The following is a 13,523-nucleotide window of genomic DNA, read 5'->3' as shown; positions in this document are numbered from 1 at the left end:
TCCCTCAAAATGATTAAGTATTATTGCGAGTTGGCACAGTCCTCTCGGTTGGAATTGGCATTGCACAAACATCGATGTGATCAGGGCTTTCGACAAACCATGCTTCTACTCGATTTTTACGTGCTTCGATGAGGTCTTTAAAGGCATTTGAGTCTGTTTTCATGACCCGAAACTCACTATTATCAGTGTCTTTAATATCTGCTAATACTTGCATATCTGTGATGGGATTAAATGGCTGACCTTCAGTGGCTTTACGCTGCAATAGATTAAAGTGTTCCATGCCTTCTAAAACACGACCAAACACGGTGATATTACGGTCTAAATAGCGCTGACTATTGCCGATGGTTACATAAAATTCAGTACCGCCGGAATTAATATCATTATCGCGGGCCATGGCAAAAATCCCTGGGCAATGTACTTGCCAAGTTTCGGTTTGGCCTTGGTTTTGTGCCACTGCAAAGCCGTTTAAAAAACCTGTTTTAGCGGCATAGCCATCAGGCCCTTTAAGCTCTGTAATCGCTAAGGGAGTCTCAGTGCGTAGATAAAACTCAGCGGGTAACCCTTTTTTGGCATTTTTAACGGGTTTACTTTCGCTGGCATCTCCGCCCTGCGCAACAAATCCTTCAACAAAACGATACACACTTAGGCCTTGATAGAACCCTTCTTTGGCAAGCTGTCGCATGTTATTTGCGTGAATGGGCGCTAGTTTATCGTTTAGTTCAATATAAGCGGCACCCGTGGGTAAGGTTAATTTAATGACGTTTTCGGCACTGACGGCTCGCCACTCACTGCTACTTGCGGTTTTAATGATTTCGCCAGCGGAACGTTTTTGGCTTGTTTCTTTTGCAGCAATTGGTGCAGCTAATACTACGCCAAGGCACAGAGTTAATAGACTTAATTTCATTGTTATTATCTTTTAAGTAACTGACAATTCAGCCTATTAACTTATGCCCTAATAAGCAAGTAAAAGCGATGTTTGGTCACAAGTAGAGGTATTAGTCCCAATCAAATTTATAAAGAATATCAACATTTTGATACAGGCCGCTGGTGACCTCGATATACAATTGCGACAACAATTGATAACGTACCGCCACTTCACTTAATGAATCAAAAATACCGACACTGTATTTTACTTGAATACCCGGTGTAACATAGCCAGATATTTCAACTTTGGTGTCATCCCCACTGCCGCTTGAGCTTAAGCTAACATCAGACAAGCCAAAGCTTTCACCGATTTTAGATACCACACCTTCACTGCGATTAACACCTTGAGCAAGCAGTAATTGAGTCAGCATCGCATCGGTTGAGCTATCTCCTTCATCAAGAGGCTGCCCATTTAATAAGTAAGCCAATGCTTGGGCTTGGTCCATCGCAGGCTCTGAAAATACTTTTAATGAAGGCTGTTCAACATTGCCTGTTAACGTAATACCTGCAATCACGCCATTCGAGGTGTTGTCTGGATTACGAATTGCCTTAATATTCAAGTACGGTTTATCAATTGAGCCGCTAAAGCCCACCTGACCGGTACGAATTTGCAAGTCTTGACCAAAAGCACGATAGGTACCTTGAACTAGGTTCAACTCACCCGTTGCTATCATCGGCGTAACTTGGTCCATGCTGATATTAATGTCGCCTTCAACTTTCGATTGTAAGCCAAACGAATCAACGCGCACATCATTTTCAACCAACACCTTTAAGTTAATTGCATAATCAAAGGGGACTTTTTCTGATTGTTGCTGCTCAATATCAACAATCACTTCATCATCACTGACTTGCACAGCGCCTTCTGGTAGCTCTTCAATCGCAATTCTTCCCCATGGCACTACAACTTGGCCATCAAGATTAAACGCATTATTTTTTAATGACATAGTTAAATCTGGAGACACTTTAAAGGTGACATCTTGTTGAGCACGCACAAAAAACTCTTTACCGTTTAACTTCACGTCAACGTCCGGTAAATCTTGCTGCCAGTCAACACCGCCAGATAAATTAAGCGCGCCCCCTTCGGTGTCTTTAAGCTCACCCGTGAGCTTCGCACTTTGGTTATTAAAGGCAATGTTCACATAAGAGTTTTGCAGCGATATAGGCAAGGTTGCCCCTTCTAGATTGATTTTTTCGACATCAAAATCACCATTGAGTAATGGCTCTTTTAAAGTACCTGCAATTGCTAACCGGCCTTTTATGTCGCCTGTTAATTGCTCAAGTGAAGCAATAAAAGGACGTAGGTTTGTTAACTCAATTTTCTCAATAACCAAGTCGCCCGCTAAGGTCTGTTGATTTTGAATATCATCAATGTTGAGCTCTGACGTTACTTTACCTAATACGGATGAATCAATAGTGGCATTAAGTTTACCAACTTGTGCGTCGCTCATTGCCGATATATCTAAAACCTCAACCGGTAATTTATATACACTTGCACCATCGATTAAGGATGCTTCAAGCTGCTGAGTTTTGATATTGGCACGAATAGTTTTTAGTGCGCCATTATTCCAGTTGGCAACAAACTCCCCGCTTGCATCGCCAGTTACTTTCAAGTTATCGGGTAAGAAGTGTTTAAATTCAGCAATCGATAACGCTGCAAGCTGTGCATTTAACTGGCCTAACTGCTTAGTTTGCTGCAAAGTCTCAAAGCATAATTTTGAGTTATCACTTTGCCAGCAATGTGCAGCGACATTAAAGTCAAAGGTTTTGGTATTAACTTGAATATTAATTGGTTTATTAGTGCCAAAGCGCACCTGATTATCGGTAACAAGAATTTGGCTTAGCGCACCTTGCCAGGTTTCTTTATTAAATTTACCGTCAATATCAAACGACGCCTTGCCTTGGTCTGCATCGAGTAAAAAAGTTAAATGGTGATCTGTTTTATCGCCGCTAGCGTCTAACTCAATTTGATTAATTTTGTGTTCGCTAATCGATGCAGAATCAAGCACCAGTGACACATCTGTTTGCCAATCGGCTGCGTAATCAAATTGCCCTTTTAATGTTAAACCATCAACCTGAATATCTTGATAGCTCAATGTATTAAGAACTAAATTTAAATCAACCGTTGGCGAAAGACGCTCACCACGCAAACTCAAATCAGCAAAGCCCTTGCCTTGCATAGGCAAGATATCTTGACCACTTGCATCTAAACGCAATTTGCCGTCAACTTGCCATACATCATCTACCTGACCCGATAAAGCAATCTCATTTTTACCGCTTTTCACTTCTAGTTTATTGAAACTCGCATGCAAGCTGCTATCAAGTTCAAAATCCGACAATAAGGTCACTGGCACGTCATTCACAGAACCATTTAATTGTGTATTATCCAACGCAAGCTGCCACTCACTTGCCTGTAAATTGAATGAACCATTAAACTCACCAGATAAATCACTACTTAGTGCATCCGTTAAGTATTGTGCTTTTAAATGGCTTAAAACCCCTTTAAATTCACTTTTCACCCCATTTGACCAATCAACGGATGCATTAATGTCTGCTTTACTGTCGTTGGCATTAAGGCTTAACTGCTCAAGTTTTGCGTTTGTTAAACTACCTTGTAATTGCGATTTCACGGTCATTGCCGGTAATGCGTCTAACTGTGTGACTAAGCTCAAATCGACAGCATAAGCATCGGCATGGCCTTTCGCTTTTAAATCAAAGTCTGATAATTGCAACTGTTGTGTGTCTGTCGCAATTTGCCACTTTGCTATCTGGCCTGTTAAATCAAACGGGTAATTTGTTTGTTTTAAATTCACAGTTCCTTTTAGCTCTGCTGGGTATGTCCCCTGTGTCACTAAATCTAACTTTAAATTCGCAAGCGGGCCTGAAACCGATAACTTCGCTTGATGCTCAGTGCTTTTTACTGAGACTGCGCCCTCAATTGAATTTTCACCCGAAAGCTCTGCCATTAAGTTAGAGTGCAATTGCCATTGCTGATAACCTGCTGCAAACTTTTCAAGATTAATATCGCTTCCTTTGGCTGACGCAATCAACTCGATATTTTCAATAAGCTGAGCCTCTTCTGCGCCATAAGGAGTAACGGCAACTCTACTGATTTGAAATTGCTTCAGCTCAACATTAATTGGGAGCGTAATATCAATTGCGGGTAATGCTGGCAACTCAGTTAATGGGGCTGATTTAGGCTGCTCTTTTGCTTCGTGCAGCATCACAGCAACATCAGCAATGGTCAGTGAATCCACAGTAAGATCCGATGCTTCGCCGCGACCATTTAAGTTTAATTTGTTGACTGTTACATCGGCACTCGGGTGCGCGAGATTAAAGCGATTAATGGCAATACGCTTCACAGTCACTTTCATTGGCAAGCTGATTTGTGTAACTTGTTCAATTTCGGGCTCTGCTTGCGTGCTCTGTTCGGTTGATGCCGCTTGACCCTTAATGCTTAGATCTATCGATTGGGCGCTTAAATTATCAAGGCAGATACCATCACAACGCCACCAGAACAAATCAATTTTTAGCTGCTTTGCATCAAGCTTGATGCCTTGGTTTTCAAAATAAACATCAAACGCATCGTTATATAAAAACCGCCCTGATGGCAGCTTAATTGTTAAACCATCAACTAACTTATTAGCTGTGTACGCAATAAAGTGATTACCGGGTGCGGTAAACAACAAACAAAACACAATGACTAGCAAACTTGCCAACGTGATCGATAGAACCTTAGTTATCTTTTTTAACATCTTCATTAGATTTCAGGCCCTATGGTAATACTTAATCGGGTACTTTTGCTTTCTTTTGTTAAACCCCAAGCATGGTCGATACGTACAGGGCCAACCGGTGTTAAATAGCGAAAACCAAAACCGGCACCGACTTCAACGCGATCACTAAAATCATTTGTCGCGGTACCACTATCGACAAATAAAGCCGCGCGCCAATGCTCAGCAAATTGATAGTTATATTCAACGGTGCCGCTCATTAAATATTTACCACCAATTAAACGGCCTTTCTCATCTTCAGGCGAAATAGATTCATAAGCAAAACCACGCACACTTTGATCACCCCCCGCGTAGAAACGAAGCGATAGCGGAACGTTGTTGATATTATCGACTAGCATGGCGCCAAGATTGGCTCTTAAAAACAGCATATGGCGATCTGCAAAGGTGGTTAACCACGCATTTTGCAGTTGCAATCGCAAAATATTGGTTGAAGACATCATGTCTTTTAAACCAAATTCGGCCGATACCATCCATTGATAACCTTCATAAGGTGTTGTGCCTCCTTCGGTATCCTTTTTCGCATAACTAATACCAGGCATTAGCATTTTTGCGCTTTGCTCTTCATCCCCTATTCGATAGGTCTCATAATCGCGTCTTAAAAAGGCTGTCCGTACCCAATCATCATCGGTTAGCCACTGCCGCTGGAGTTGCCCCGTGAATATACGGCTGTATAAATCATTGGTTAATTCATCTTCAAGTTTGTAACCCACAGAAAAACGCCAAAGATCATCATTAGGGTCATCAACCGGCACCGTATAACCGAGTGAAATATCTTGCTGACGTTCTGACACATTCAAATTACTTTCTAAATAATGACCATCTTCGGTGATCCAAGGTTTCGTCCATTTGAAACGTACTTTTGGTCCTAGGTCTGTGCTGTAGCCGCCACCGACTTCATAGCTATTGGCAGGCTTATGTAACACATCAACATTCACAGGCACTTGATTATTTTTACGTTTTGCAATGTCGGCATATACGCGCACACTTGTAAAATAGGGTGTACTCGATAATGCTAAGTTGTAATCCGAAACTTCGGTAGATTTGTAAGGCTGCCCTTGCTTAAATTCAGCCAGCGAACGAATGTATTTTTCAGCAGGTGTCTCACTACCGATGGTGATAATACCAAACTGATAGCGAGGCCCGGTATCAACATTAAAAATGATCTTTGCGCTATTATTTTTTAGCGATACCGCCAATTTATGCTCATGCCATTTCGCATCAAAATAACCTAACTCTAATAATTGGCTTTCAATACGTTTTCTTGCAGCCTCATATTTGCCATGATTTAAAAAATCACCTTGTTTGATTTTGATGCTGTTGACGGCCGACATGAATTCAGCGTCATCTTTACCGGCACCTGTGATAGTCACATTAATATCTGCAATTCGCGTAACTGGGCCACGTTCAACATCAACAATCAATAACTGCTGTGCGTTATCGAAACTAATTTTGATAGTCGGCTTATAATAACCAAGCGCTTTTAAACTCATTTCTACTTGGCTTTTTGCGTGACGCCTCAACGCCTTGGAAGTTTTTTCATCGACCAGTTGCTTAATGTAAAGCTCAACGTTTTTTTCAAGCTCATCACTGATCCCTTGAATTTTATAATCTTTAATAACGGTGGCTGCACTAATCGCATGCTGACTATAAGAGAAGCAGTAAAGCACAAAGACAAACAACAAATGCCGAGTATACAAAAAATATCCTTACTTTTTTGGAAGAGTCATAATCTAAAATGAGTACAAAAAGATACTAGCACAGTGCAATAGCCACTGACATAATTGAAATGTTAAAATTAGTACGCGTTAAACAATTATTTTCGCTACAATAGCGGATAATACCTAGATTTATAATGAATGAGCGACTAAATGCACTTCCCTGATGACGAAAACGGTCAATTATTAGCTGAAATTGCTGACGCTGGTGTTGATTTAACCAGTATGCAAACTATCGATTTCTATATTCTTTTTGAGCAAAAGCCTGAAGCAGAAAAATTTGCTAAAGCCATTGCAAGTGATGAGCTAGCCCCTTCAACAGAGTTAACCAAATGCCCAGATACTGGGGTGTGGGAAGTAATTACTCGCGTGAAGATGGTGCCAGATCACACGTTACTTAGCCAAACTGAACAATACTTAGAAAGCATCGCTAATGGCCATAATGGTTATGGTGATGGCTGGGGTTTAATGGCCGAAGAAGAATAAGCCATTCCCACAATCTCGTAAGGGGATCAATGTAGTTGATTCGCCTTACGAAAATTGCCTTGATAATCAAATAGCTTTTCTGCCACTTTCCAACCGTATTTTTTATTTTTTCGTGCAATCACAAAATCGGGTGCCAGTAATTGCTGCTGTGAATCGACAACCTGCTCCGCGCTTTGCCAATTAATTGGGGTAAAACCTGGTGCTGCTCGTTTTCCAAACTGCTTATTAAAAATAAACCGACCGGTGTCATTTGCTAAGTTAAACACCTCATCACAACTGGCTCCATCTTCATCATAGTAGCTAATTTTAAGTAAACCTTTTGCGAGCAACTGTGCCGACAAACCACTACATCTTAATACCAAGGCATCTTTGAGATTAAGCGCCTCTCGCAGTTTATCATCAGGGTCTGCCATCATTGCACCACAAGACTGACACTGCCTTGCAGCAATATCATTTTGTTCTCCACACTGCTCACATTCTTTAAAACGAAAACGGTAATCACACTGTACTTGCTCTTCACCATCGTCCAGCAAGCCTTGGCAACGCCTGCCAAAATGCTCAACCACTTTGCCTTCGCTGTCTGTTTTACCCCAAAAAATATTCGCAAATCCACAGCCTGGGCACAGCACTTGAACTGGTTCATTATCACTTTGCGCTTTTTTACTGCCTACTTCAGGGTAAAATAAATCAAAGCCGTTACCTGCATAATCAATAACTAAGCAGTCTTTTTTCCCTTCGCTTAAACGCAAGCCTCGACCCACAATCTGTTGGTATAAACTGACCGACTCGGTGGGGCGTAAAATCGCAATATAATCAACGTGAGGTGCATCAAAACCCGTCGTGAGTACGGACACATTAACTAAATACTTTATTTTTTTGGCTTTAAATTGATTAATAATCCGGTCACGTTCGTTATTATCCGTATCACCCGTGATAAGTGCCGTACTATCCTCAGGTAAGTAACTGGTAATTTCTTTGGCATGCATCACAGTTGCGGCGAAGATCATTACGCCATGACGCTGTTCACTGTATTCTATTACTTGATTGATAATGGCTTTTGTTGCACGTGTATTATCTTTTAATAACGCATTCATATTCTCAATGCTGTACCGGCCAAATGAATCACTCGGCAATGATGAAAAGTCATAATGGCTAATAGCTGCATCAACTTCATGGGGTGGCGTTAAATAGCCGTTTTTGATCATATAGCGCAGTGGTAACTCAAAAATACACTTCTTAAATGGTGCCTCTTTATCCCCTCTAACAAAACCATGATAGTGATGATGATAAACCCAGCCCATCCCCATACGAAATGGTGTCGCGGTTAAGCCAAGCACTTTAAGGTTGGGGTTTTGTTTTTTTAGACTCGCTATGACCTGCCCGTATTGACTGTTGTCATCACCGCTTACACGGTGGCATTCATCAATGATCAACAAAGAGTACGCATCGGTAAGCTGCTCTGTATTGCGAGCCAATGATTGCACACTTGCAAAGGTGACTTGCTCTGTTAAAGACTTTTGTTTTAACCCTGCAGAAAAAATACTCGCCTTAAAGCCAAAGCTAATATATTTCTCAGCGTTTTGTTCTACCAGCTCTTTAACATGCGCAAGCACCATAATTTTTTGTTTGGCAATACGTGCAAGTTCAGCAATAACCAGGCTTTTTCCTGCTCCTGTTGGTAATACAATCAGGGCGGCGTCGTCTGTTTGTCGAAAGTGAGCAACCGTGCGAGCCACGGCCTCTTGTTGATAGGGTCTGAGTACGTACTTCATGTTATCGGACTATAATCGACATAAAAAAGGGAAGCATACGCTTCCCTTGATATTCTTTAAAGCAAAAATTAAGCGAGGTGTTTTGTTAAATCCACACCTTGGAATGCTTTAGGACGTTTACCACGGCCTGTCCATTCAACGATTTCGCCATTAAATTCGATGCGGTACTTTGGTTTTACTTTTGTACGCTTATCCGTTGTTGCTACATCCTGTAGATCTTCTAATGTAAGTCCTTTTTCTTTTAGTAGATCGAGTACTTCTTTTTTAGCTTCTTGCTGTTGAGTATATTTCTCGATTGCTGTGTCGATTAGCTGTTTTGCTTTTTCTAATTCAGATAATGACGCAGATTTAACAAAAGATCGGATTTCTTTCATTGAGAGCTCTCTTAAATATTAAAAGTTAGGTTAAATGTTCAACACGACCTAGTATATGTTGAAATCATAAAATAATCTATTCTATGTTTATTTTTCATCCTATCTTTTTATTATAGCCATAGCTTAATTTTATCTATGACATCGCTTAGCTCTGTAATTAACTTTTCGACAATTAATGTATCTTGCTGTTGGTTAAAGGTATTTTCTGTTGTCACGATTAGTTCAGACAAAGGTGGATATTGCAACATCACAATAGCGCCTTTAAGCTTATGTATTGCTGCAGAAACCTTTTCTGAATTTTGAGATTCCAAGTGCTCATGCAAGGTATTTAAGTCACTTTGCAAACTGCTTATAAACACGTCAGCGAGCATTTTTGCGTCATTCTCATTTCCAAAAATAGTTAACCAGTGTTGTTTATCTTTTATACCCTGTAAACTGATATCACTCCCTTCGTTACCGTTAGGCAAATCATCTGTTTTTAAATCGATAAACTCAACTAAACGATTATATAATTCATTGAGTTTATATGGTTTAAATAGCACACAATTCATGCCTGATTTGAGTGCTTTATTTAAACACTCTTTTGAATCATCTGCAGTAAAGCCAATTATTGGTAAACGTTTAAACTTTTCTTGGCTTCGTAATTGCTCTGTTAATTTAAACCCATCTAAATCGGGCATATGACAGTCTGTTAATAATAAATCAAAATGCCCTGTTTCAAGCGCCCTAAGTGCAGCAATGCCATCATCAACCATCACGGCTTTGATACCGAGCTTCTGACATTGCTTTTCAAGTAATAGCTGATTTGTTTTATTATCTTCAGCGATTAATATTTGCCCATGTATCTGTGTATTATGCGTAGGTATGCCCTCATCATCACTGGTGTGTACGCTGTTTATAAGCTCACGTAAGGTATCTGGGTATAATGGTTCTACAGGGAGAATATGACAGCTACAATTTGCTGGTCTATGCGCTTTTTTAGCACTTGCTACTAAAATATAGTTATTGTTTGCGGCACTAATAGACTGCTGCCACTGCTCTCCCCACAACGCTTTAATATAGCTCTCATCAATTAGAATATTGTCAGCTTGTTCAAATGCCTCTTTATCAATTGGCGCACTTAACGGGTGGTGCTTAACGCCCATACTTGCAAGGTTATTTAATAACTGATGATCTTGACTACACACAGCCCAATTGATTGAAACAGCCTGTAGTTTTTGTTTGCTGACGTTTTTAAGTGGCACAGCAATATACACATTAGTGCCTTTACCATAGGTACTTGAAAGGGAGATTTCACCCTGCATGGCTTCAACCAGTTGCTTTGCCAAGCTCAAACCTAATCCGGTACCGCCATGTCGACGTTGAATAGAGTTATCAGCTTGCTCGAAAGGAGTAAATGTATGTGCCAGCTGTTCGGCTGTCATGCCTTTACCTGTATCTGATATTTCAATTTTTAGAGATTGCTTATCAAATAACACATCACAACTTATTGAGCCTTTTTCTGTAAATTTTACGGCGTTGTTTAACACATTTGAAAGGACTTGCATCAGGTGACTTATATCGACCGATGCGAGCGTGTACGCCGCAGTGCGCCATATCAGATTGAACTCAAGCCCTTTTTGCTTAGCAAGGTATTCATGGGCACGCATTACACGGCATAAATGTGCTTCTAAATCGACTTCGCGTAATTCAACTTCGATATTACCCGTACTGGTGTTAGCAAAATATAAAATATCATCCACTAATGTACGAAGCTTGGTTACTGAGCTGTCGATATGATCCACCAGATAATGCTGCTCTTCATCAAGTGGTGATGATTTTAGAAGCTCTATAAAGCCATTCACCCCTGACATAGGTGTTCTTAATTCATGGCTCATGGTGGCAATAAAACGGCTTTTTGCTAAATCAGCTTGATGTGCAAGCTGAGTGGCTTTACTTAAGTCTGCTTGTTGGCGTTTAAGTAAGCTAATATCTAGCAAGATACCATTCCACCTCACCCCTTGCCTATCGTCACGTTTATTAATTTCTGCATTGGCAATATAACGACACCAAATTTGCTGGCCGAGATTATTTATCCGAAACTCAATATCGATCATTTTGTTGAGTTTACTGGCAGCTTTAAAGCTCTTCGCGATGTGTACCCGATCTTCATCAACAATAAAAGGCGAAATACAACCTGTCATACCGCGCTGGTTAATCATTCTCGACGTAATTCCTAATAAGCTCTGTGCGCCTTTACTTATATAGGTATAACATCCCTCACCGTTGTCATAGTATTCATACTGGAACACGCCTCCAGGTATGGTATCTGTAATAGTTTGCAATAACTGCTGAACTGACTGATTCTCACGCTGCAAATGACGATGCTCTGTCACGTCTGTAAGTACGGTCATAATACCAGCCAGCTCACCATCTAAACCCACATAAGGCTTTTTGGTATATAGCAGCTCCAGTTCTTTGCCAGCTTTGTTGATGTAATTAATATGCTGATTAATGACTTTACCTGAACTTAAACTTTGCTCATTTTGTGAAATCAGTTTTTTTACGACTTTAATATCGCCACGCAGGTATTGGTTATTTTCATCCCATAGGTGTGCAAAATTCTCTTTGTAGGCCCTGTTCCACATAATGCGTTTTTGGTGCTGATCTTGAATCACCACCATTGTCGGTAAGTCATCTATCAATTTTTGCGTGAAGTTAAGCTTACTGAGGGCCACTTCTTCAGCCTCTTTACGCTTTGCAATTTCACGGTTAATGGTTAAACGCCAACTAATAAAATAGATCACCGATACAGCAATCAGAATTAAAATGAGAATAGCCGTGGTATTTACCGTTTTTCTATCATAACCACGCTCAATACTAAAAATACCATGGCGATTAACAACATGGCTAAAATCATTGCTGGTCAATGTTTTGAACAGACTATCTAGCAACGTCGCAAATTCTGAAAAATGTTTATTCACTAAAAAATAAATAGGCTGGGTATATCGGTATTTCGGATTGATATAAAACTCACCAATATAGAATTGGTTTAATTGGTAGGCTGCAATACTTTGCGGCAGGATCACCGCGTCAATATTGTCATTCCTGAGTGCAAAAAATAGCGTTTTGATAGAGTCAAATGAAACCGTCTCGACTAACTCATTCGTTAAAAGCTTTTGTTTCGGATCGGCAAATACCTCTAAATAACCTATTCGCTTGGTGTTACTCGCTCGCTTTGAGATCAACACCATTTCTAAACTGTAATGTGATGGCAGCGCAATTAATACCCCTTCATCAATTTTGGTGGGAGTCATTGTTGGGATCAGATCGATTTTATTGGCTAAAAATAACCTTTCGAGTTCTTTACTGTTTGCTGCTGGAATATATTTGAATTGAAAGCCACTACGTTGTGCTAATAGCTCAAGGGTATCGTTTAGGTAACCACTGGCTTCACCTACATTGCTGGTTGCATGAATTGGATAGAGACCATCCACAAATGAAAAAGTCAGTAAGTAATTATTTTCTTCTTTTTTATCAATACGATTAAAATCTCGCTTGAATTGACTATACGCTTTAGCTGCTAAATATTCTTCGCTGGCAGAGCTTTCCCACAGTTGTTTCGTGGTCGGTGAAATCGCAGCAAGTACTGAGTTAACCTGATTGCGTAATGCTGTTTTATTTTTATTAAACATAACATGCAAGGTTTCACTCGATAGCCAAATTGGACTCACAACTTTAAGGTTTTCTTGAGAGCGGTTTTTAAGTTGGTGGGATAATACTGAGTAATCGCCCATAAAGGCGTCGAACGTGCCATCGGCAACTTTTTTAAAAGCATCTTCGGGTTTTATAAAACGATTAATAAATAGCGCGCCATTTTCAACTAGGTATTCACAATGTGAACTCCCTGTAATACATACCCATCGCAGACTCGCCAAGTTTTTTAGTGCGTCATTCGCGATAGATTGATTTGCGACAATACCTCTAGGCGCTTCCATGAAGGGGGTAGAAAATAAGAAATGCTTTTTACGTTGCGCCGTTTTATTTAAACCCACCGCAAAATCAATTTCACCGGCTTTAAGCGCATCTAAAAGTTCATCTAAGCTATCAAAGACACGATATTCAAGATCCGCTTCAGCCAAACGTGCAATTTCATTACTGTAGCCAACAATAACCCCAGAAAACTGCCCATCAGCATCCCGGGTATGGTAAGGAAAAAAATTGTAGCTGACGATACCCGCTTTGAGTTGTGTGGCTAAGACATCGAATGAAAGACACAGCGTCAAAAACAACACTATGATTTTATGGAAATAACTCAACTGAAACATCGCTTTTATTAAGGTTTTTTAAGTATAAGAGCATAAATTGATTTAAACAACTGCACGTAAATCTTGCGCAAGAGCTTAAGTAAATAATTAAACCTTAAAAATAAATTATTTTATAACTGTAAAACCTATAGTGAATTTGTTTATAAAATAAAAAACC

The 13,523-nt window shown here is 40.1% G+C and carries 7 protein-coding genes; 1 reads left to right on the top strand and 6 read right to left on the bottom strand.

Going from position 1 to position 13,523, the window contains the following annotated elements; all coding sequences use genetic code 11:
• Nucleotides 1-13: 13 nt before the first annotated feature.
• The 3 genes from NH153_RS19865 to NH153_RS19855 form a co-directional block, all read right to left on the bottom strand.
• The gene (locus NH153_RS19865) at nt 14-904 is read right to left on the bottom strand and encodes a peptidylprolyl isomerase (protein ID WP_063707110.1); all 891 of its coding nucleotides are present in this window, start codon (nt 902-904) and stop codon (nt 14-16) included.
• Between the two features lie 91 nt (nt 905-995).
• A complete protein-coding gene (gene tamB, locus NH153_RS19860) occupies nt 996-4,682 on the bottom strand; it encodes an autotransporter assembly complex protein TamB (RefSeq protein ID WP_063707108.1) in 3,687 nt (1,228 codons plus the stop codon).
• Nucleotides 4,682-6,379 carry an autotransporter assembly complex protein TamA gene (locus NH153_RS19855; protein ID WP_420820061.1) on the bottom strand — a complete coding sequence of 566 codons (1,698 nt, stop codon included), beginning with the start codon at nt 6,377-6,379 and terminating at the stop codon, nt 4,682-4,684. Before NH153_RS19855 ends, tamB begins: the two co-directional genes overlap by 1 nt.
• 201 nt (nt 6,380-6,580) lie before the next feature.
• Here NH153_RS19855 and NH153_RS19850 point away from each other — a divergent pair, with 201 nt between their 5' ends.
• Nucleotides 6,581-6,913: a ribonuclease E inhibitor RraB gene (locus NH153_RS19850; RefSeq protein WP_063707104.1), complete on the top strand. Its 333-nt coding sequence runs from the start codon at nt 6,581-6,583 to the stop codon at nt 6,911-6,913.
• 26 nt (nt 6,914-6,939) lie between these two features.
• Here NH153_RS19850 and radD read toward each other — a convergent pair whose 3' ends face one another.
• From radD to NH153_RS19835, 3 genes are all read right to left on the bottom strand, one after another.
• Nucleotides 6,940-8,685: a DNA repair helicase RadD gene (radD, locus tag NH153_RS19845; protein WP_063707102.1), complete on the bottom strand. Its 1,746-nt coding sequence runs from the start codon at nt 8,683-8,685 to the stop codon at nt 6,940-6,942.
• A 68-nt stretch (nt 8,686-8,753) separates the two neighbouring features.
• Entirely contained in the window at nt 8,754-9,059 is a 306-nt protein-coding gene (locus NH153_RS19840) for an H-NS histone family protein (protein WP_063707100.1), read from the bottom strand.
• A gap of 110 nt (nt 9,060-9,169) precedes the next feature.
• Nucleotides 9,170-13,324: an ATP-binding protein gene (locus tag NH153_RS19835; protein WP_063707098.1), complete on the bottom strand. Its 4,155-nt coding sequence runs from the start codon at nt 13,322-13,324 to the stop codon at nt 9,170-9,172.
• Nucleotides 13,325-13,523: the final 199 nt, after the last annotated feature.

This window comes from Pseudoalteromonas gelatinilytica, from assembly GCF_001641615.1.
GTDB classification, from domain to species: Bacteria; Pseudomonadota; Gammaproteobacteria; order Enterobacterales; family Alteromonadaceae; genus Pseudoalteromonas; species Pseudoalteromonas gelatinilytica.
This window is presented reverse-complemented; position numbering and strand designations above follow the sequence as displayed.